The organism is Flavobacterium sp. GW823-FHT06G12 (genome assembly GCF_058794775.1).
The window spans coordinates 411,845-432,983 of record NZ_JBXAHE010000001.1; the positions used below are offsets into that span (position 1 = coordinate 411,845).

The 21,139-nt window shown below is 34.4% G+C and carries 17 protein-coding genes; 5 read left to right on the forward strand and 12 right to left on the reverse strand.

Annotated features, from left to right (window positions below; genetic code table 11):
- Nucleotides 1-124: 124 nt before the first annotated feature.
- From AC1Q5Z_RS01745 to AC1Q5Z_RS01760, 4 genes are all read right to left on the reverse strand, one after another.
- Nucleotides 125-1,360, reverse strand: a complete 1,236-nt coding sequence (locus tag AC1Q5Z_RS01745; protein ID WP_492443565.1) for a voltage-gated chloride channel family protein — start codon at nt 1,358-1,360, stop codon at nt 125-127.
- 136 nt (nt 1,361-1,496) lie between these two features.
- Nucleotides 1,497-1,880: a RidA family protein gene (locus AC1Q5Z_RS01750; protein WP_198856994.1), complete on the reverse strand. Its 384-nt coding sequence runs from the start codon at nt 1,878-1,880 to the stop codon at nt 1,497-1,499.
- A 151-nt stretch (nt 1,881-2,031) separates the two neighbouring features.
- The gene (locus AC1Q5Z_RS01755) at nt 2,032-2,337 is read right to left on the reverse strand and encodes a chaperone modulator CbpM (protein ID WP_492443567.1); all 306 of its coding nucleotides are present in this window, start codon (nt 2,335-2,337) and stop codon (nt 2,032-2,034) included.
- The gene (locus tag AC1Q5Z_RS01760; RefSeq protein WP_198856996.1) at nt 2,334-3,257 is read right to left on the reverse strand and encodes a DnaJ C-terminal domain-containing protein; all 924 of its coding nucleotides are present in this window, start codon (nt 3,255-3,257) and stop codon (nt 2,334-2,336) included. Before AC1Q5Z_RS01760 ends, AC1Q5Z_RS01755 begins: the two co-directional genes overlap by 4 nt.
- Before the next feature lie 318 nt (nt 3,258-3,575).
- Between AC1Q5Z_RS01760 and AC1Q5Z_RS01765 the strand changes: the two genes are divergently transcribed.
- Complete coding sequence (locus AC1Q5Z_RS01765; protein ID WP_492443569.1) at nt 3,576-4,292, forward strand: hypothetical protein; 717 nt, start codon at nt 3,576-3,578, stop codon at nt 4,290-4,292.
- A 65-nt stretch (nt 4,293-4,357) separates the two neighbouring features.
- Here the strand turns inward: AC1Q5Z_RS01765 and AC1Q5Z_RS01770 are convergent, their stop codons facing one another.
- The 7 genes from AC1Q5Z_RS01770 to AC1Q5Z_RS01800 form a co-directional block, all read right to left on the reverse strand.
- Nucleotides 4,358-5,620 carry an MFS transporter gene (locus tag AC1Q5Z_RS01770; RefSeq protein ID WP_492443571.1) on the reverse strand — a complete coding sequence of 421 codons (1,263 nt, stop codon included), beginning with the start codon at nt 5,618-5,620 and terminating at the stop codon, nt 4,358-4,360.
- A 29-nt stretch (nt 5,621-5,649) separates the two neighbouring features.
- Complete coding sequence (locus AC1Q5Z_RS01775) at nt 5,650-7,386, reverse strand: thiamine pyrophosphate-dependent enzyme (protein ID WP_492443573.1); 1,737 nt, start codon at nt 7,384-7,386, stop codon at nt 5,650-5,652.
- Nucleotides 7,387-7,667: 281 nt separating this feature from the next.
- Nucleotides 7,668-8,195 carry a hypothetical protein gene (locus AC1Q5Z_RS01780; RefSeq protein ID WP_492443575.1) on the reverse strand — a complete coding sequence of 176 codons (528 nt, stop codon included), beginning with the start codon at nt 8,193-8,195 and terminating at the stop codon, nt 7,668-7,670.
- A 149-nt stretch (nt 8,196-8,344) separates the two neighbouring features.
- Entirely contained in the window at nt 8,345-9,565 is a 1,221-nt protein-coding gene (locus tag AC1Q5Z_RS01785; protein ID WP_177210290.1) for an ABC transporter permease, read from the reverse strand.
- Complete coding sequence (locus AC1Q5Z_RS01790) at nt 9,552-10,313, reverse strand: ABC transporter ATP-binding protein (RefSeq protein WP_177210289.1); 762 nt, start codon at nt 10,311-10,313, stop codon at nt 9,552-9,554. The genes AC1Q5Z_RS01785 and AC1Q5Z_RS01790 overlap by 14 nt, the downstream gene beginning before the upstream one ends.
- Nucleotides 10,314-10,339: 26 nt before the next feature.
- Nucleotides 10,340-11,611, reverse strand: coding sequence for an efflux RND transporter periplasmic adaptor subunit (locus AC1Q5Z_RS01795; RefSeq protein ID WP_492443578.1), 1,272 nt, complete (start codon nt 11,609-11,611; stop codon nt 10,340-10,342).
- Nucleotides 11,612-11,621: 10 nt separating this feature from the next.
- The gene (locus tag AC1Q5Z_RS01800) at nt 11,622-12,950 is read right to left on the reverse strand and encodes a TolC family protein (RefSeq protein WP_492443580.1); all 1,329 of its coding nucleotides are present in this window, start codon (nt 12,948-12,950) and stop codon (nt 11,622-11,624) included.
- Nucleotides 12,951-13,309: 359 nt separating this feature from the next.
- On the opposite strand from AC1Q5Z_RS01800, the gene guaA reads away from it, so the two are divergent.
- The 4 genes from guaA (at nt 13,310) to AC1Q5Z_RS01820 (ending at nt 19,383) form a co-directional block, all read left to right on the forward strand.
- Nucleotides 13,310-14,839 carry a glutamine-hydrolyzing GMP synthase gene (gene guaA / locus AC1Q5Z_RS01805; protein ID WP_492443582.1) on the forward strand — a complete coding sequence of 510 codons (1,530 nt, stop codon included), beginning with the start codon at nt 13,310-13,312 and terminating at the stop codon, nt 14,837-14,839.
- A 63-nt stretch (nt 14,840-14,902) separates the two neighbouring features.
- Nucleotides 14,903-16,816, forward strand: a complete 1,914-nt coding sequence (locus AC1Q5Z_RS01810) for a LysM peptidoglycan-binding domain-containing protein (RefSeq protein WP_343588561.1) — start codon at nt 14,903-14,905, stop codon at nt 16,814-16,816.
- 93 nt (nt 16,817-16,909) lie between these two features.
- Nucleotides 16,910-18,982, forward strand: coding sequence for a LysM peptidoglycan-binding domain-containing protein (locus AC1Q5Z_RS01815; protein WP_343588562.1), 2,073 nt, complete (start codon nt 16,910-16,912; stop codon nt 18,980-18,982).
- Nucleotides 18,982-19,383, forward strand: coding sequence for an OsmC family protein (locus AC1Q5Z_RS01820; protein ID WP_198857006.1), 402 nt, complete (start codon nt 18,982-18,984; stop codon nt 19,381-19,383). The genes AC1Q5Z_RS01815 and AC1Q5Z_RS01820 overlap by 1 nt, the downstream gene beginning before the upstream one ends.
- Nucleotides 19,384-19,661: 278 nt before the next feature.
- Here the strand turns inward: AC1Q5Z_RS01820 and AC1Q5Z_RS01825 are convergent, their stop codons facing one another.
- A complete protein-coding gene (locus AC1Q5Z_RS01825) occupies nt 19,662-21,041 on the reverse strand; it encodes a Gfo/Idh/MocA family protein (protein ID WP_343588563.1) in 1,380 nt (459 codons plus the stop codon).
- Nucleotides 21,042-21,139: the final 98 nt, after the last annotated feature.

Genomic DNA, 21,139 nt, shown 5'->3' on the forward strand with positions numbered 1-21,139 from the left:
AGTGATTAGTCGCAGTCGCAGTTTTCAGTCTCAGTACTTAGTATTCTGTTTTTACTTCAGTTTGCTACGTATTATTTACGAAAGCAAAGACTGTGACCGAATACTGCGACTGGGACTAAATATTTTAAAGAAACTTTTGGTACAATTTATATTTCGCACCTTTAACAATTTGCGATTTGTAGATTCCGACAGAACCAGAAGAAAAGTACGCGATTGTGCAGGCAATTGCAATGAAAATTCCAGGAGCAACTCCAAATAATTCCATTCCCATAATTGTGCAGGCGATAGGAGTGTGGGTTGCGCCAGAGAAAACAGCAACAAATCCGATTCCTGCTAAAAGAGCGATTGGCATCGGAATTACAGTTGATAAAGCACTTCCTAGAGTAGCCCCAACAAAAAATAATGGTGTTACTTCGCCACCTTTAAATCCAGCTCCTAACGTAAATCCGGTGAATAAAATTTTAAGCAAAAAGTCGTACCATTGATTTGGATTTGAAAATGAATCGACAATTACAGGAACTCCCAATCCAGAAAATTTGGTAAATCCTAAGCCTGCAATTGCAATGGCCAAAACAACTCCGCCAATTACAGGACGAAGCGGTGGATATTTTATGTTTTTTGAAAAAAGAGAGCCCCAAAAATGAGTGCTTCTCGAAAATAACAAAGCAGCAAATCCAGATAAAACTCCAACAATTAGAGTAAAAATGATATTGTTTAAATTAAGTTCTGGAACCACAGGAATGCTGTAATGTGTATGTTTGATTTCCCAGAATTCTACAGTAAAATATGCTGCGTAAGCAACTAAAAAGGAAAGTACAATACTTTTAAAATTGATTTTACTGAAATATAAAACCTCTAAAGCGAAAATTGCGCCAGCCAAAGGAGTACCGAAAACAGAAGCAAAACCTGCGCTGATTCCGAGAATGATTAAAATTCTGCGTTCTGAACTGTCTAGTTTAAAAAGTTTTGTAAACTGATCGGCAATTGCGCCTCCCATTTGTACAGCAGTTCCTTCTCGTCCTGCAGATCCTCCAAATAAATGTGTAAGCAAGGTTCCTAAAAGTACTAGAGGAGCCATTTTAAACGGAATGACTTTTTTAGGATTTTCGTATTCTTCCAATAAAAGATTATTTCCTTTTGCAACAGATTCTCCCCAATAATAGTAACTCAATCCAACCAGAAATCCGCCGAAAGGCAAAAGCCATACAATCCAGTCATGCTGAATTCGAAACTGCGTAACCCATTCTAAAGAAACTAAGAAAAATGCTGATGCTGATCCTGAAAGAATGCCAATTAAAGCACAAATAATAATCCATTTCGGGATATCAAGGAGTAATTGTTTTGGATTTAAGGAAGTCATTAATGAATTCTAAAAGTTTGCCACGAATTTCGCCAATTTCCACGAATTAAAAGGAAAAAATAATCATTTTAATCCATTTAATCTGCGGCATAAGAAAAATAACAAATGCAATTGGTGTAATTCGTGGCAGAAAAAATTACTGAACAACAGCAGTAAATTCTATTTCAACCAAATATTCTGGAGCAACCAGTTTACTGATTTCATAAAATCCTGTTGTTGGTTTTATATCTTTAAAGAAAGAAGCATGTGCTCTCGCCACTTCTTCGAAAGTAGAAACATTAGTAGTGAAAATTCTAGTTCTAATAACATCTTTCATTCCTACATTTAAATCTTCTAAAACTTTTTCAACTCGCTCTAAAATATTATAGGTTTGAGCATAAGCGTCATCAGCTTTTACTTTTTCGCCGTCAACAATGGCTACAGTTCCAGAAACTTCAACGATGTTGCCAATTCTTACTGCTCGGCAATATCCCATTTTGTCTTCCCACGGAGATCCAGTTAAGATGTTTTCTCTTTTCATTTTTTATAATTTTTGCGAATTTGTCTGTATGGTTTTAAAAGCAAATTCAGGTTAATTAAAGATGGTGCAATTTAGGAATTATGCTTTTTACAGCTATTAAAAAAAGCTTGAAATCAATTCAGAAATCAAGCTTTTTTGTGATATTTAATCGTTATTCGGTTTGCTTTTCTTCGTAAAGGCGAAGCTTATTTTGAACCGTATTTAAATTTTGCTGTAAGGCTTCAATTTTATTTAGAAGGTTGGCAATGGCGTCAATTCCTTCTAGATTAATTTTGAGATCATAATGCATTCGAATCATTTTTTCTACTGTTGGAAGCTGCTCAGGTTCCAAAAATTCATCGTTTTCTTGGGTAATAATATGAATGAGTCCGTAATTATGAAGTTCGGTTATAAACGTATTTTCAATTTCGTGATAAATACAAAACTGTTTGATCTGGATTAAGTTTTTATTTTTCATGACTTTCTTAGTTTTGCTAATTCTTCAAATAATTCTTTTTCTTTATCCGACAGTTTTGTTGGAATTTTTATAGTGTATGTGATGTATAAATCGCCAAATTGATTCTCTTTTTTATAAACGGGAAAACCTTTTCCTTTCAGTTTTACTTTTGTTCCTGGTTGTGTTTCTGCGGGAACTTTAATTTTTACCTTTCCATCAAAAGTATTAATGTATGTTTCTCCTCCTAAAACTGCTGTATACAAATCAATCGGCGCTTCAGCATACAGATTATTTCCTTCACGTTTAAAATCTGAATTGTTAGAAATTACAAAAGTGATGTACAAATCGCCATTTGGACCGCCATTTACACCAGGTCCGCCATGGTTTGGAATTTTTATTATTTGCCCGTTTTCAACACCGGCAGGAATTGTAATTCGAATGTTTTTTCCGTTTACAGACAAGTTTCGTTTATGCGTTGTGTAAGCTTCTGCCAGATCTAATTCTAGTTCTGCATTAAAATCTTGACCTCTGTATTTAGATTGCGATCTGCTTCTTCCGCCACTGCCGTACATAGAATTGAAGAATTCCGAAAAATCACTTCCAGAAAAGTCTCCGCCTCCAAAACCAGAGAAATCGCCTTCAGAATATTGATAGCCGCCCTGCTGTCTGCTTTGCTGTTGATTAGGATCGTAGCCTGCTTTTTCAAATTCGTCGGCATGTTTCCAGTCTTTTCCGTACTTATCGTATTTTTTTCTGTTTTCTGGATTGCTTAAAACTTCGTTGGCTTCGTTAATTTCTTTGAATTTTTTTTCGGCTTCTTTATCATTCGGATTCAAATCTGGATGATATTTTCGCGCCAGTTTTCTATATGCTTTTTTGATGTCTGCCTCTGTAGCCGATTTGGTAACATCTAGTACTTTGTAATAATCTATATAATCCATTTTGTTGTTATTTTATAAATGGTAAATAAAGACTTGAAGGTAAGAATAAGTTGTTAATAATCAAAATGCTGAGTTTGGTTTGAGAGAAAAAAGAAGTGTTCTTAAAAGTGGTTTTTGAAAATTTGGAATTTTAGAGAGGGAATTTATTTTTACAAATTAAAAAATCAGTTTGGCAGGTTTTTTGATTCCAAAAATTAGCTTAATTTAATGTTATAAAACTCCTAAAGTTGCAGCAACTAACGAAATTATACTATTTTTGTGATGCTAGACTTTTGGTTTATATTAATTATAAAAGCCGATTCGATAATACTTTTTTCAATGAAGCACATTTTATTTTTCATATTACTTTTTACTGCAATGTCAGTATCTGCCCAAGTCGAATTTAATACTAAATTCAAGACTATTCCTGGGGGAAAGTTTACGGCAAAGCCTAAAAAGACTCCGATTCCTGATGTAAAAGATCCTCAGGCAAATGAACTTGATATACCAAGTATTAAAACGCCAAATGTTTTTGAAAATACAACGATAACTCCAAAATCAAAATTTCAGATTGGAGAAGAAAAAAGCAAATTTACCATGTCTACAGAAACAGATTTTGCTAATCCAGGGGATCGTTATGTAGCAAAAATGGAAAAGGATTTGGATAAAAGTCTAAAAGATGCTGGTTTAAGAGAAGGACGAGGTGTCTTAGTAAAGAAAAATATTTCGTTGGGAGACTTTAAAACGAAATCAGAATATTTTATAGTGAAATTTCGAGATTTTGGAGCAATTGATGGCGATTTAGTGAAAGTATCTTGCAATGGAGCAGTTATAAGAGACCGAATTTTATTAGATGCTAGTTTCCAACAAGTAAAAATTAATCTTGGGCAAGGCTTTAACAAATTAGATTTTGAAGCTCTAAATATTGGTACGCTAGGAGGTAATACTGCAGAAATACAAGTATACGACGATAAGGGTAATTTGGTAACAAATGATTATTGGGATAATCTTGCCGCAGGTTTTAAAGCGTCGATTGTTGTTACAAAAGAGGAATAAAAAAGAGGAATAAAAAAGAAGATAAAAAAATAAGATAAGACCATTTTTGATCTTATCTTATTTTTTTAGATAACTATCTTAGTAGAATTTACGTGTTTTCCTTCACCTGTTTCTTTCAAAAGAAAACTTATCAAAATAGCTATCGTAATGCCAATAATCCAAAACAAACCAGCTTGCTGAAAATGTAGCGCTTTATTTAGAGTATTATTTAAAGTTTGACCAAATAGGCGACTAAATAATGGGCTTAAAAGTGTTGTTACGCCAAAAGTTATAAAATTAATGGCTCCTGTGGCACTTCCTTTTACATTATCTGGATTGGCTTCTTTTATTATTGAGTAAGGAATCATGGCTGCTCCAGAAGCTACACCTAATAAGAACATACTGTATTTAGTGGTCAGAAAATCGGGAAAATACAGTAACTGTATTAAGGTTATAATCATCAATAAGGCGCCAGCTACTAAAACTGGTTTTCGCCTTTTTAGCTTGTCTGTAATATATCCTAAGAGCGGACATCCAAATACCCAGCCAAAAGCTACCATTGCACTTGATATGGTTGCGGTATGAAAATCTAAAGCACGATCTTTCTGAAAAAAATCTACAGCCCAAGTCATTGCAAATATTGTAGTTGGAGCAAATAATAATCCCGATATTATGCCGCAGAACCAAGATTGCGGATTGCTAAAAACGATTTTGTAAGGTTCTAAAATACCTTGTTTTTTTACTACACTTTCTGTTTTTTTCTCTGTTATATCGGCTGGAGTTACAAACCAAAGGCCAAAAGCCACAATTATGGTAAAAATTCCGATTAAAAGCCAGAAAATGTCTATGTGCATTCCTTCTTCTATCCAAGGCCCAACCACAAATTGCCCAGCAGAACCTCCGAGCATTCCAAGACATTGTGTAAATCCAATTGCTGTTGCCAACGATTTTGCCGAAAATCCTTTACTGGCAAGATATACACAGCCTGGAAAAGCAAAAGCACATCCGGCACCTTGAAGCAATCGGCCAGCAACACCCGAAAACTGACTCGAAATCATAAATAATAAACAGCCAATTCCTAAAATGAAAGCTCCTGCAAAGAGAGAATATTTGGCTCCAAATCTATCGAGTGCGATTCCGGCAATTAAACTGCAGGTAGAATACGTGTAATAATACGTGCCAATAATGGTAACTAATCTAATTTCATTTACTGAGAAAGTTTGCGAAAGTTCTGGAAGCATTACCGCTGGAGCAGAACGTATTACATAATCTAAAAAATAAAAAATAAGACCAAATACCCAAGCAATGACATAATATTTGGTGTACGATTTTGTACTGTTTGTATCCATAAGATGGCTCTTTTTAAATTAGTACAATTTTATAAACCTTCTTTAAGGTGTTTGTAATTAGATTTTATGGTATCAAAAACTTCTTCCATTTTCCCTCCAAGCATTAATTTTGTCATTGATTTTGCCATACCTACAACTTGTTCCCATTCTATTTTTGGAGGCATTGCCAAAGCATTCGGATTTGTAAATACATTCAATAATACAGGGCCATTATGGTTAAAAGCATTTTGAATTGCTGTCTCAACTTCTTCGGGTTTATGAACATTTATGCCCTGAAAACCCATTGCTTGAGCAATTAAACCAAAATCTGGATTAACCATATTGGTTTCGTTATCAGGTAGACCATTAACTTCCATTTCTAGTTTGACCATTCCTAAAGCGCGATTGTTGAATACAATAATTTTAACAGGAATATTGTATTGATGTATCGTAGCCAAATCTCCCAGTAGCATTGATAAACCTCCGTCACCACACATGGCAATAACTTGTTTTTCGGGATGAGCAAGAGCTGCGCCAATTGCCATTGGCATTGCATTAGCCATTGATCCATGATTAAAAGAACCTAGCATTTTTCGTTCGCCAGTTCCTTTAATAAAGCGAGCACCCCAAACACACGACATTCCGGTATCAACAGTAAAAATTGCATCTTTAGAAGCTAATTTGTCAATAATGTGCGCTACATATTCGGGTTGAATTGTGTCTTCTCCGCCATTATCATTGACATAAGTATTCATGTTTTCTTTTACAGTGTTGTAGAATTTTAACTGAGCGTTTAAAAAACTATCATCGGTTTTGGTTTCTAGGAGCGGAAGTAAAGCTTCTATAGTATCGGCAACGTCACCGCATAATCCCATATAAAGATTGGCTCTTCGGCCTAAACGCTCAGAACTTGTATCAATTTGAATAATTTTATTATCAGAAGGCATGAATTTATCATAAGGAAAATCTGTTCCTAACAATAAAACCAAATGAGATTCGTGCATGCTATGGTAAGCAGACGGAAGCCCTAATAAACCTGTCATCCCTATTTCGTTAGGGTTATTGGGTTGAATGCTCATTTTTCCGCGGAAAGAATATCCTACGGGAGCTTTAATATGCTGTGATAATTGTACGACTTGATCATGAGCTTTTTCGGCTCCAATACCACAGAATAGAGTTATTTTTGTGCTTTCGTTAATGGCTTTTGCCAATTGCTGTAATTCAGTATCAGAAGGTCGGATTATAGGATTGCAATGAAAAAACTGAGTTGAGATGTTGCTTTCTACAGCTTTTAATTGAGAAACATCACCTGGTAAACCAATAACTGCAACACCTTTTTTTCCTAAAGCATGTTGTATAGCAGTTTGAATAATGCGAGGCGCTTGCTCAGCTGTCATAATCATTTGATTGTAATAGCTGCAATCATCAAAAAGTTTGATAGTATTGGTTTCCTGAAAATAATCCATACCCATTTCGCCAGTATTAATTGTAGAAGCAATGGCAAGCAAAGGCACGTGAGAACGATTTGCATCGTACAGGCCATTAATTAGATGAACATGTCCTGGACCACAGCTTCCGGCGCAAACAGCAAATCCGTCGAGTTCGGCTTCAGCGGCAGCGGCATACGCTCCAACTTCTTCATGGCGTACATGAATCCACTTTATTTTTCCATTTCTGCGTATGGCATCATTAAAATGATTTAAACTGTCTCCGGTAACTGCATAAACGCGTTTTACTCCGGCTTCTACCAACATGTCGACTAATTGTTCGGCAACTATTTTACTCATGTGTTATATTTTTAAAATTAATATTCAGAAGTATACATTGGTTATGATTAACTTTCTTAATAATTATATTTTAATATAAATCAAGCAATGATGTAAAGGGCCTTATAAAATTAAGGAAAAGAATTGGTTTTCTTTTAAAGGTGTTAAGAAACTAAGCTGCTAAGGTGTTAAGTTTTTCATTTTGTGAAAATATAAAAAGAGAGGTTCTAATATTTTTAGAACCTCTCTTTTTATATTTGAAATTTTATAAACTTAGTCACTTATAAACTTAGCGCCTTAGATTAAAATGGATCTGCAGTAACTTTAAATTTCATATCTGCTTTTACCGTTACATCTTTTGTTAAAGTCTCTTTTAATGTTACCTGTGTTCTTATTTTGTAACTATCTGCTTTTATGTATTCATCTAATCTTTTGTCTGTACAAATTAAATCAACTGAATTGCTCGATACATTAATATTGTCTGCATACGCTAATTCAATTTCTTCTGAATTTGCTGTTGAAATATACAGATGAATTGATTTTAAAAACGTAAAAGTTTTGTCTGAAGGATCTGTAATTGTTAGTTTTAATGATTTGATTTTAACATTTTTTACTAAACTTGCTTTTGTTTTATTATTTTGAAATTCAGCTGAAGAATTGGTTGTGACTTCTGGCGTAATAATTTCTAAAGGAAGATTAATTGGAGTGGTGCTTTGAATTTTAATCGAAGCATTATTCGAAATAGTAAAAGTCAATAAGTCATCTACAGTATTACAAGAAGAAAATAAAATTGACAAAAAAACGTTCAAGACAATAAATTTTGATTTCATAGTTAAATTTATACGGTTTTGTGTAGATACGATTTTTTGGAACGCTTGGATTTTTTGCGAAGGTATTAATTCACTAAGTTTTTCTCTAAGATCAGAAAAAAAACTTAGAAGCTTAGAATCTTAGCAACTTAGCATCTTAAAAAAAAAAGCTATTCATAATGCAATGCTTCTATTGGATCTAATTTTGACGCTTTTAATGCAGGATAATAACCAAAGAAAATACCTGTGATAGCACAAACCAAAAATGAAAGTATTACAGAAGATTCAGAAATTAGAGTAGGCCAGTGCAGAAAATATTGTATTAATTCTGATGCTATAATTCCTAAAACTATTCCAATTAATCCTCCAGTTAAGCTGATTAAAATTGCTTCCACTAAAAATTGTAATAAAATATCTCTTCCGTTTGCACCAATAGACATACGTAAACCGATTTCTTTGGTTCGTTCTGTAACCGAAACATACATAATATTCATAATGCCTATTCCTCCAATCAAGAGCGAAATTCCCGATATTGCAGTTAACAATACTGTTAGTAGTTGACTTGTTGAACTAAAAGTGTTGATTAATTCCGCTTGTGTTCGTACAGAGAAATCATCGTCGTCATTGGCTTTTAATCGATGTGCTGTGCGCATAATTTGCTCGATTTCATCTGTTGCCAATTGTGTCTGACTTTCGTCTGTTGTTGAGGCATAAATATTTTGGAGATAAATAGAGTTTGTTATTCTTTTTTGTACTGTGGTATAAGGCGCAATGATAATATCGTCTTGATCCTGCCCAAATGCATTTTCTCCTTTTGATTGCAAAACTCCAATAATTCGAAACGGAATTTTATTAAAACGAATGATTTGCCCGATAGGATTTACGCCATACGGAAATATATTGTCTACAACGGTTTGTCCAATTAAGCAGACTTTGTTTGCGGTATGAATATCAGATTCTCTAAAAATAATTCCTTCCTTAAGTGGCCAATCTCTAATTTTGAGATAATCAACACTCACGCCTTGCATACTCGTTGGCCAGTTTAGCGCACCATTAATTGCCTGACCTTTGCTGGAAACTGCAGGAGAAATAGCATTTAAATGTTTTGACTCTTTTTTAAGTGCTTCAACATCACTAAGTGTCAAGGTCTGAACGCTCGAAATATCTAAACGTGCTCCTGCCGATACATTGCTATTTGGTCTAATGGTAATCATATTAGATCCCATACTAGACAACTGATCCTGAATGCTTTTTTTTGATCCCTGACCAATTGCAACCATTGCAATTACAGAGCCAACACCAATAATAATTCCGAGCATGGTTAATAATGCACGAAGTTTATTGCGTCGAAGCGCTTTTAAGGCGATTAGAAAAAGATTAGCTATTTTCATATTTATAATCTTCGTCTACATGAAAATCGGCTAGCATTTGTACGGCCGATTTTATGTTTTGGTTATTAAAGTCTTTCGTTATCCTTCCGTCGCGAAGTGTGACAGTTCTACTGCTAAAGGCAGCAATATCGGGTTCATGAGTTACAAAAATTATCGTTTTTCCTTTCGAATTCAATTCTTGAATTAGCGCCATGATTTCGTATGAGGTTCTGGTGTCGAGATTTCCTGTAGCTTCATCTGCAAGTATCATCACAGGGTCATTTACTAGAGCTCTCGCAATGGCTACACGTTGCTGTTGTCCGCCCGAAAGCTGATTTGGAAAGTGATCTAATCGATCAGCTAATTTTACAGCTTCTAAAGCATTTATAGCTCTTTCTCGTCTTTCTTTTGCAGAAACTTTAGAATTGTATAATAATGGCAATTCAACATTCTCTATTGCCGAAGTGCGTGCTAAAAGATTATAGGACTGAAAAATAAAACCAATCTTAGTGTTTCGTAAAGCCGCCAGTTCAGTTTTGGATAATGATTTGACATTGACTCCATCGAGTATATAATTACCGTCTGATGGTTTGTCCAAACATCCCAAAATATTAAGCATAGTTGTTTTTCCAGAACCACTGCTTCCCATAATGGTAATAAATTCACCTTCCATGACATCAAAAGAAACGCCTTTTAAAGCTCTTACAGTTTCAGATCCCATGGTGAATTCTCTTTTAAGGTCTTGTATTTCAAGAATCTTTTTTTTCATTACAATTGCTTTTGTGTGGTTTGTTGCTATTGTCTTCTTCCTCCACCGCCGCCACCTCGTTTTGGCATAAACGGACTTGATTCTGTTGATTTAGCGCCTTTAGTTTGTTTTAATGCATTTACTCCCGTAATGATTTCATCTGGAGCTGTTAATCCTCTAATGACTTGAACATTAATATCATCATCTAATCCTATTCGTATGTGTTTTGGAATTATCGAATCGCCTACTTTTTTCCATACAATTGCTTTTTTATGGTCAATAGTGTCGAGAGTTTTATTGTTTAATCCTGAATTGCCACCATATTTATTTCCGTTTTTGCCTTTGTGTTCGCCTTTGTGATTTCGTAAAGAGAGTTTCCTTATCTTAAACTGTTTTTCTAATGTAGAATCAGGTTGGAAAGCAATGGCTTTTGCCGGAATAAGCAAGGTATTTTTTACTTCATTGGTATAAATAATAATATTGGCTGTCATTCCAGGTTTTAATTTTAAATCATCATTTGGAGCATTGATAATGGTAGTATACGTAACAACATTTGACGAAATAGTGGGTTCCAAACGTATTTCGATTACAGTTCCTTTAAAGACATCATCGGGAAAAGCATCTACGGTAAAAGTGGCATTTTCGCCCACTTTTACATTGCCCACATCCGCTTCATCAACAGATGCCCGAACCTGCATTTTGCTTAGATCTTTGGCAATGCTAAATAAGGTAGGCGTATTAAGACTCGCCGCAACGGTTTGTCCTTCGCTTACTTTTCTAGATAAAACAGTTCCGTCAATAGGAGAATAAATATTGGTGTACGAAAGATTCTTTTCTGCAGATCGCAATTGTGCAGCGACACTGTTTACATTGTCTTTCGCAACATCATAAAGGTTTTTTGCCGTTTCATAATCAGCCCTGCTAATTCCGCCTGCTTTATACAATTCATTTTGTCTGTTGAAATTGGATTGCTGGTAACCAAGGTTGTTTTTTGATAATTGCAAATTGGCAGCGATCTGCTGTACTTGAGCTAGAAAAAGAGACTGGTCTATTTGCGCCAGCAGCTGTCCTTTTTTCACAACTGAGTTAAAATCAACAAATACTTTTTGGATGGTTCCCGAAACTTGCGTTCCTACTGCAACGGTATCTACAGGCTGTATTTTTCCAGTTGCGGTTACACTCGTTGCGATATCTCCGTAATGCGGTTTTTCTGTAATCAGTTCTACTTTATTACTATCTTTATGAAAAATAAAATATGCTATAGATCCTACGAGTAAAACTCCAATGATGATGAGAATTGCTAATTTACTTTTTTTCATTTTGCTCTTTTTATAGTTTGATTGGATCACCTTTATAGAAATCGTATATTTTTAAGCTTACAACAGAATTATATTTCGCCTGAATGAAATTTTGAAATGCCTGAACATATAAATTTTTCTCGAGCAAATAATCTACAGTGCTAATGCCTCCTAATCGCAATTGTTCGTTTGCAATTCGATAATTTTCGGTATTGGCATCAAGTTGTTCCTGTGCTGCTGTATATTGAGATTGTGCATTGAGTACATTAATATAAGCCTGTTCTACTTTTTGCGATAATACTGTTTCTGTATTGGTAACATTAAGTTTGGACTGATCAATAGCAATTTTTGATTTTTCGACTCCTGTTTTAGCTATTCGGTTATTGAATATTGGAACTGTTAAAGAAAGCCCCAAACGTTGATAAAAGTTGTTGTCTATTTGAGTCGGATATGGTGTTTTTTGATTATCTGAATATCCCGAAGCCAAAGTTCCGCTTGCACTAAGTGTAGGCAGAAAACTAGCTTTAGATTTTTGTAATTGCAGATCGGCAGCTTCTTTTTCTATCAAACTGCTTTTTACTTCTGGTCTTTGTTCTAAGGCTGTTTTTTGAGCTTCTTCAAGGTTAACTATAGGTAGGGTAGCATCCAGAACTTCTGGTTTTCTGATATTTAATTCATATCCTGACGGAAGCTGTAACAATTGTTTTAAGGTTAAAACATTTTGACGTTCGGTGTTTTGCGAGGTAATCAGATTAAAATTATCTGTTGCCAATTGTGCTTTTAGTAAAACATAATCTTTTTTAGCAATACTTCCTGCATTATATTTTAATTCTCCTAGTTTCAGTTGCGCTTTCGAAGTTTCGAGAATCTCGTTTAGGTATACACTGTTTTCCTTTGCTAACAAAATGGTTAGATAAGCTTGTGTAATTTGAATGATAATATCATTTTCGGCAGCTTCGGCATTAAATTGCGCAGATTTGATATAGAGATCTTTCTGTTTTATGTCATTATTTAGATAGCCACCATTATACAGCACCATAGATGATCCTAATGAATAATTGCCCGCAAAACTTGATTGGGACTGAAAACCTCCTACTACTAAATCGGCATTTTTTGCATTATTAAAAGTTTGCGAAGCATTTCCTAAAAGATTAGGAAACTTTGCAGCTTTCGACAATAGTAAATCCTGTTCTGTCGATTTAGTAGTGAGCCGTAAGGTATTAATTTGAATGTTTTGCTGCTTTGCATAAGCAATACATTGTTCAAGATTCCATACTTCAGGCAATTGGTTTTGTTCAGTTGTTTGTGCTGTAATCTGCACGCACTGAAAAATCAAAATTACCTTTAAAGTATTTATCATAAATGACCTCATACTTGAATTTAATTTAAATTAAAAAAAATAAATTATAAACTGAGACTTAAGATAATAAAATGCTTTAAGCGTATTAAGAATTTGATTTAAAGGTGGGATTGGGTTTGTTATCCATAATATTGGTAGCTAAAACGAATAACCATATCAAATATAGCAATTATTTTAACACTTTAAACGAGCTATATCCCATTTTAATCTTAAATAAATTGAAAAGAAAACTTAATGTTTTTATCGAATGAGGAGTGCAATTTTCGATATTTTTTTAGATGTTTTACAGGTTGAAGATCTTTCAGAAAAAAAATCAAAAATCAATTTTTCAATTTCAAATATAAAAAGTACTTTTGCGCATGCAACACAACGTACTTATTTTAGATTTCGGGTCGCAATATACTCAGCTTATTGCGCGTAGAGTTCGCGAATTAAATATATTCTGCGAAATTTTTCCTTACAATCACATTCCAAGTGATTTATCAAGTTATAAAGCCGTAATTTTAGGAGGAAGTCCTTTCTCTGTTAGAGGAGAAGATGCACCGCATCCTGATTTATCGCAAATTAGAGGTAAAATGCCTTTGCTTGCTGTTTGTTACGGAGCACAATATTTAGCACACTTTAGTGGTGGAGAAGTTGCTGCTTCAAACACAAGAGAATACGGAAGAGCAAACTTGTCTTTCATTAAAGAAGGTGAAACTTTCTTTGAAGGAGTTTCAGAAAATAGCCAAGTTTGGATGAGCCATAGCGATAGTATCAAAGCGCTTCCAACAAATGCTGTAAAGCTTGCAAGCACACATGATGTAGAATTTGCAGCTTACAAAATTGAAGGCGAAACTACTTATGCAATTCAATACCATCCAGAGGTTTACCATTCAACAGATGGAAAGAAAATGCTGGAAAACTTCTTAGTTAAAATTGCTGAAGTTCCTCAAAACTTTACTCCAAATGCTTTCGTGGACGAAATGGTAGCAGAACTAAAAGAGAAATTAGGAAACGATAAAGTAGTTCTTGGTTTATCTGGAGGAGTAGATTCTACTGTAGCAGCAGTTTTATTAAACAAAGCAATCGGACAAAATTTATATTGCATCTTCGTTAATAACGGTTTACTTCGTAAAAACGAATTCCAAAATGTATTAGATCAATACAAAGGAATGGGATTGAACGTAAAAGGTGTAGATGCTGGAGATCGTTTCCTTGGCGAATTAGCTGGAATTAGTGATCCAGAAACAAAACGTAAAACAATCGGTCGTGTATTTATCGAAGTTTTTGATGATGAATCACACCTGTTAGAAGACGTAAAATGGTTAGCTCAAGGAACTATTTATCCAGACGTTATCGAATCTGTTTCGGTAAAAGGACCATCTGCAACAATTAAATCGCATCACAACGTTGGTGGATTGCCAGATTATATGAAATTAAAAATTGTAGAACCGCTTAGAATGTTGTTTAAAGACGAAGTTCGAAGAGTTGGAGCTACATTAGGAATAGATCCTGAATTGTTAGGAAGACACCCTTTCCCAGGACCAGGATTATCAATTAGAATTTTAGGAGATATTACTCCAGAGAAAGTACAGATTTTACAAGATGTAGATTCTGTATTTATCGAAGGATTAAAATCTTGGGGATTATACGACAAAGTTTGGCAAGCTGGAGCAATTTTGCTTCCTGTAAACAGTGTTGGTGTTATGGGTGATGAGCGTACTTACGAAAAAGTAGTAGCGCTTAGAGCTGTAGAATCGACAGACGGTATGACTGCTGACTGGGTTCATTTACCTTACGATTTCTTGATGAAAGTGTCAAATGATATCATCAATAAAGTAAAAGGCGTGAATCGTGTAGTTTACGATATTAGTTCAAAACCACCTGCAACAATTGAGTGGGAATAGTAGCATAATTTAAAATTAAGGTCTTACATTTGTAAGGCCTTAATTTTTTATAACCTACTATTTATGAGAGAACTTTTAACGATTTCTCTTGTGTTTGTTTTGTCTTTTAACAAAATAACTGCACAAGATGCAATAATTGAACACAGAATTCAAAAAGGAGAAACCGCTTTTTTCATTGCCCAAAAATACAAGGTTTCTGTAGACGAGATTTACAAACTCAACCCCGAATCGCAAAACGGAATCAAAGACAATCAGGTTTTAAAGATTCCAATTCACCACTCAGAAAACACAACTTCAAAGCAGCAAACCCATATTGTTGCGCCAAAAGAAACATTGTTTGGTTTGTCAAAACAATATCATGTTTCGGTAGAAGCCATCCAAAATGCCAACCAAGAAATTCTAGCCAATGGACTTCAAATCGGTCAAGAGTTAATAATTCCTCAAAATTCAGATAGTACAGCCAAATCTGAAGTTGCAGTTTCTTCAAAAAGTACACATCAAGTTGTAGCCAAAGAATCTTTATTTAGCATTGCAAGACAATACAATGTTTCGGTTGAAGATTTAGAAAACCTAAATAAGGATATTTTAATTAACGGATTGCAAATTGGACAGACGATTTCAATTCCAAACAAAAGAAAAACGCTAGACGGAAGAGTTCGTGTCATTAATCAGGAAACGGTTTTTCATGTGGTTGAACCTAAGGAAACCAAGTTTTCGATTGCAAAGAAATACGGAATTTCGATAGATCAGTTAGAATCTCAAAATCCTGAAATTGTAAACGGATTAATTGTTGGAAATAAATTAGCCATTAATACCAAAGAAATTAAACCAGTAAATGAAAGCGAAGAGTTAATGCTGGCTTTGGCAGAAAAACAGGTTGTAGTAGAAAAAACAAAAGCGAAAGCAGTAGAAATTGAAGATTTGAAAGACCGTTTGGTTGTTCAGAAAGAAATGAATCAGAAAATTATAAAAATTAATGATTTGAAAGTAAATCTGAATGATATGAATGGTTCTAAAGAAAACTCGGTTGAAAAATTGCGTCTGGTTTTAGAAGCTAATAAAAATGTTCAGGATGTTTTAATGGCAAAATTAGACTCGCTTGTCAGTTCAATGAATGATGATTTGAAGGAATTGAAGCGAATGGATATTTTAAATGTTGAAGAATCTAAAAGACTAGAAAAACAGTCTTCTGAAGGAATCAATAAAACCAATGAATTATCGTCTCAACTGAAAAAAGAACTAGCAGAAAATAGAAAAGCTTATGCAGGTTTGATGAATAAAGTGGAAAAAATTGCAGTTGAGGAAAATCAGGAGTATAAGAAAAAAATCCGCGAAAGCGAAAAAAATAATACTACAACATCTCTACAGCAGCGTTTATCTTTAGAAGAAATAAAAAAATATAAAATAGAGCAGGAGCAGGGAGATAAGCAAAATCAGCTTTTGATTGCAAAAATAGATTCTTTGGATACTCAGAAAAAAATTGAAGTAAAAAGACATATCAGCAAAGCTACTTATTATAGCATGGAAGCTAGAAAATTTGATGATAAACTGGCTTTGGTGAAATTAAAGAAATATCAAGACGAAGCGGTTAAAAAACAGAAGAAAAATAATACCGCTGAAAATTCAAAAATAATTTCATTAGAAGAAATGAAACAGGAATTGAAAGACAATCCTTTAAGAACTGACAAAACTGTAAAAGTAGAAGTTTATGATAATCTTAGAGAAGTTTCAAACGGGTATTACTTAGTTTTAGGTATATTTACAGACGCAGTTGACCGCGATAAGCTCATAATGAAACTCATTGATTCTGGCGAATTTAACGCTAGTTTCTTTTTCAATATCAACAGTCTTTCGTACTATGTTTATGCCGATAAGTTCGAAAACATGGAAGAAGTGCTTTATAAATGCAAGAAAAAAGAAGAAGATGAGTTATATAAAGAAATCATTATTGCTAAAGTAGAAATCGATTTGAGGTAATTTTTACAGCAATAAACAAACGGCGTGAATTTTGCTTTTAGTAAAATTGTAACTTATTTTAGAATTAGAAATTAAATTGTTTTAAGCCTTATTATGAAATATTATTTAACAGTATTGTCTCTTGTATTTTTTATAACTTCAAGCGCATTTTCGCAAGAAAAAGTGGTGAAGTATAAAGTGTCAAGCGGTGAGACAATTAATCAGATTGCACAAAAATTTAAGGTAACACCTTATGATATTTACCAGCTCAATCCAGATGCTAGAACAGGATTGGTGCCAAACTCTGTGCTGTTGATTCCAACAAAAACAGGGGAAGCAAAAAAAGAAGTTTCTGAAACTAAAACTCCTGCAACTTCAGGAAAAGAAATAATCCATGAAGTGCAGCCTAAAGAAACATTTTACAGCATTGAACACAAGTACGGAATTTCAGATGAAGCTTTAAAAGCGGCAAATCCATTTTTAGAAAAAACGGGCGTTCAAATCGGACAAAAATTGGTTATTCCTGCAAAAGGCTCTACGTCAAAAACAGCAGAAAAACCAGTTAAAGAAAAAGGTGCTGAAAAATATGTATATCACGATGTACAGCCAAAAGAAACAAAATTTGGTATTGCAAAACAGTACAATATGACTGTTGACGAATTGGAAAAACGCAATCCAGATATTGTTTCAAGCCTGCCAGTTGGTTACAGATTAACCATAAAAGGAACAGCTCCTAAAACAGAATCTACTCCTGCAGAACCTGCAAAAGCTGTAGAAAGTAAAAAGTCTGCTGAAACTTCTAAAAAAGCAGTTACTTACATGGAATATCAAGTAAAGCCAAAAGAAACTTTTTATAGTTTGGGAAGGGTTTTTCATTTAACACAAGATGAATTAGTTGCCTTAAATCCGTCACTTTCTGAAGGTGTAAAAGAAGGAATGGTTTTGAAAGTTCCTGCTGGATATATTGCTCCAGCTCCAATTGTTGCTGCTCAAGTACCGGATAAACCAGCTGATTCTTCAGTGTACAAACCGGTTGAAAATACAGGAGGAGGAATTAAAATTGTTGATAAAGTAAAATCGACTGAAAATGAAAATGTAGAAATTGTAGAATTGACCAAAAAGAAAGGGCTTAATGAGCGTAAAAAAGTAGTTCTATTGCTTCCGTTTAATTTGGCTAAAGTTCAAAGTGATACTTCTGGAACAGCGAACAGAATTAAAAACGATAAGTTCTTAAACATGACTCTAGATTTTTATGCTGGAGCTATGATGGCGATTGATTCTGCAAAAACATTGAAACTTCCAATTGATGTTGCTATTTACGATTCGCAAGAAACTAAAACAACTTCTAATGTTGTAGGCTTAACTCCGAAATTGCAAGATGCAGATGCTGTAATTGGACCATTTTACCAAAGTAATGCAGAAACGACAGCAAACATGTTGCGTTCGTACGATGTTCCTGTAATTTCGCCTTTATCAAAAGATAGCGCCAATCCAATTGACAATTTGTATCAAACAATACCTTCAAATGACGTGATCAGAAATTCTATTTTTGATTATATGCGTTCTAAAAACGGTAATATTGTTGCGGTAGTAGATAAGAAAAAAGAATCGGTTATTAATTACATCAAACAAAACCAAAAAGGAGTTGCATTTGCTTCTTTAACAGAAACAGGTGGTTTGGATGTAGCTAATTTAAAAAGCTTATTGATTCCTAATCGATTGAATTATGTGGTAATGGAAACAGGTAATACTGCAATGGTTAAAGCCACTATAAAAGCTTTACTTGATTCTCAGAAAACATGCCAAGTTCAATTGGTAATTTTGGAACCAAATAGCACATTAGATACAGACGAAATTAGTTTTGATAATTTGGTAAAATTGAAATTAATGTATCCTTCTGTAACTCGTGAAAGTGATGAACAACCCGTTTTAATTTATGAAAAGCAGTATCGTCTAAAAAACAAAGCAAATCCGACAACTTATGCAACAAGAGGATTTGACGTTACATTTGACACGATGATGCGTTTGTCTCAAGGAAAAACATTCCAAGAAACTGCTGATATGATGACAACTCAGCAAGTAGATAATAAATTTCAATATTATAGAAAAGAAGATGGCGGACACGCTAATAAAGGCGTTTACATCTTATATTATGATAGTGACTTAACTTTAAAAGTAGCAAATTAATGACATCAAAAGTAACCTATTTAGGAGATTTAAGAACAAGTTCAATTCACGTGCAATCAGGAAGCGAAATCATTTCTGACGCACCATTAGATAATAACGGAAAAGGAGAAGCATTTTCTCCAACAGATACTGTAGCGAACGCATTAGCAAGTTGCATGATGACAATTATGGGAATCAAAGCTCGTGATTTAGAAGTTGATTTTGTTGGATCTACAGCAGAAGTAACTAAAATTATGAATGCAGAACCTAGAAGAATTGGAGCAATCGAAATTGTATTTCAAATGAAAAGCAACGCTGACGAAAAAAGTAAAACTATTTTAGAACGTGCTGCAATGACTTGCCCAGTATTTTTAAGTTTAAGCAGTGAAATCGAAAAGAAAATTACTTTCAACTGGAAGTAAAAAAGAGCCATTAGGCTCGATCCATATGGTAGGGCTGGATTTTAATCCAGTTTAAAAGGAATAGAAAGGAAAAAGAACCATCGGTTCGATCCATTTTATAAAATTATAATATGAATCGTTCCTACGGAACTCCTGAATTGTGATATATCATTTTTTCAACGGATTGAAATCCGTTGCTATAACATAAATAGTTCCTAAGGAATTTTATAAATTAATAGAAAAGGGTGCTCTTAACAAAGAGCACCCTTTTCTGCAATAACTAACCACCAAAATATTTATTACTCTGAAAACTCTAATTTTTTCAATTTATTCCAGCCTCCGCGAGTAAAATCCGGGATTTCTACAGGAGCAGAACCGTTATCAAGCGAGATTTCTGTTAAAGGACCTAAACAAGACCATTCGGCTAAATCGTAAACGTCCATGTCAAGTGGAAGTCCTTTTTGGAGACAATGAATTAAACGATAATCCATAATAAAATCCATTCCGCCGTGACCGCCTACTTTTTTGGCTTGTTCTTCAATTCCTTTAGCAATTGGGTGTTTGTATTTTTCCATTAATGCTTTTTTTACTTCTTCAGGAACAAAAGAATGAGCACTTAATTTTTCGTGATTTGGTTTTACATCATCACCTAATTCTTTTCCATCCAAAGCATAACCTTCTAATGGATATTTGTTAGCAAAACCTTTTGTACCACTCAACTGATACATTCTGCTGTAGGGACGAGGAGAAGTCACATCGTGCTGAATTTGGATTGTTTTTCCGTTTTCAGTACGAATCATCGTCATGGTATGATCACCATTTCTAAAATCTTTAATTTCCTGACCTGATTTTTCTTTAATGTAAGCAGGATTTCCCACGGCTTTTGTATCCATAGAAACCAAGAAATTCATTTTGTCACCACGGTGAATATTTAGTGCCTGACACGCAGGCCCCATACCGTGTGTCGCATAAACATCACCACGGTGTTTGATGTTGTAATCCATTCTCCAGTTGTTCCAATATTCTCCCCAGAAAGGTTGTAAACCATGAATATAAGAACCTTCAGCATGAAGAATTTCGCCAAAAACACCTTGTTGTGCCATGTTTAATGTTGTTAATTCGAAGAAATCATAAACGCAGTTTTCCAATTGCATACAATGTTTTCTCGTTTTTTCAGAAGTGTCGATCAGTTCCCAGATTTCTTTCATAGTTAAAGCTCCTGGAACTTCTATAGCAACATGTTTTCCGTCTTTCATAGCCTGAACTCCAATTACAGCGTGATGTTTCCAATCTGTGGCCACATATACTAAATCTACGTTTGGCAAGGCCGTTACTTTTCTCCAAGCATTTTCGTCACCGTAGAATTCTTGTGCTTTTGGAAAACCAGCTTTCGTTAAAATTTCATTTGATTTTGCAGTATTTTCTTGAGTCATGTCGCACAACGCTACAATCTCAACACCCGGAATATGTGTCATACGCTCGACAGCGCCCGGACCACGCATTCCAAGTCCGATAAAAGCGACGCGAACGGTTGGAATTGGATCTGCGGCCATTCTCAATACATCTTGCTGTCCTTTTGCACGTGCAGGAGTTTTAGTCTTAATCATTTGTGCGGATGCAATTGTCCATCCGAACAAAAGAAAAAGGATTGTTATAGGTTTTAAGAAGCTAATTTTCATGAGTGATTATTGTTAGATAATTTTTTAAAACAACCTCTCTAATGAACCAAATTAGAGAGGTTTTCAAAAACAAAAACAGACCTAAAGGACTTTTAATA

Bases quoted from the DNA above. Each gene is read 5' to 3' on its own strand.
- AC1Q5Z_RS01745 (WP_492443565.1), bottom strand. From the start codon at position 1,360: ATGACTTCCTTAAATCCAAAACAATTACTCCTTGATATCCCGAAATGG.
- AC1Q5Z_RS01750 (WP_198856994.1), bottom strand. From the start codon at position 1,880: ATGAAAAGAGAAAACATCTTAACTGGATCTCCGTGGGAAGACAAAATG.
- AC1Q5Z_RS01755 (WP_492443567.1), bottom strand. From the start codon at position 2,337: ATGAAAAATAAAAACTTAATCCAGATCAAACAGTTTTGTATTTATCAC.
- AC1Q5Z_RS01760 (WP_198856996.1), bottom strand. From the start codon at position 3,257: ATGGATTATATAGATTATTACAAAGTACTAGATGTTACCAAATCGGCT.
- AC1Q5Z_RS01765 (WP_492443569.1), top strand. From the start codon at position 3,576: ATGAAGCACATTTTATTTTTCATATTACTTTTTACTGCAATGTCAGTA.
- AC1Q5Z_RS01770 (WP_492443571.1), bottom strand. From the start codon at position 5,620: ATGGATACAAACAGTACAAAATCGTACACCAAATATTATGTCATTGCT.
- AC1Q5Z_RS01775 (WP_492443573.1), bottom strand. From the start codon at position 7,386: ATGAGTAAAATAGTTGCCGAACAATTAGTCGACATGTTGGTAGAAGCC.
- AC1Q5Z_RS01780 (WP_492443575.1), bottom strand. From the start codon at position 8,195: ATGAAATCAAAATTTATTGTCTTGAACGTTTTTTTGTCAATTTTATTT.
- AC1Q5Z_RS01785 (WP_177210290.1), bottom strand. From the start codon at position 9,565: ATGAAAATAGCTAATCTTTTTCTAATCGCCTTAAAAGCGCTTCGACGC.
- AC1Q5Z_RS01790 (WP_177210289.1), bottom strand. From the start codon at position 10,313: ATGAAAAAAAAGATTCTTGAAATACAAGACCTTAAAAGAGAATTCACC.
- AC1Q5Z_RS01795 (WP_492443578.1), bottom strand. From the start codon at position 11,611: ATGAAAAAAAGTAAATTAGCAATTCTCATCATCATTGGAGTTTTACTC.
- AC1Q5Z_RS01800 (WP_492443580.1), bottom strand. From the start codon at position 12,950: ATGATAAATACTTTAAAGGTAATTTTGATTTTTCAGTGCGTGCAGATT.
- guaA (WP_492443582.1), top strand. From the start codon at position 13,310: ATGCAACACAACGTACTTATTTTAGATTTCGGGTCGCAATATACTCAG.
- AC1Q5Z_RS01810 (WP_343588561.1), top strand. From the start codon at position 14,903: ATGAGAGAACTTTTAACGATTTCTCTTGTGTTTGTTTTGTCTTTTAAC.
- AC1Q5Z_RS01815 (WP_343588562.1), top strand. From the start codon at position 16,910: ATGAAATATTATTTAACAGTATTGTCTCTTGTATTTTTTATAACTTCA.
- AC1Q5Z_RS01820 (WP_198857006.1), top strand. From the start codon at position 18,982: ATGACATCAAAAGTAACCTATTTAGGAGATTTAAGAACAAGTTCAATT.
- AC1Q5Z_RS01825 (WP_343588563.1), bottom strand. From the start codon at position 21,041: ATGAAAATTAGCTTCTTAAAACCTATAACAATCCTTTTTCTTTTGTTC.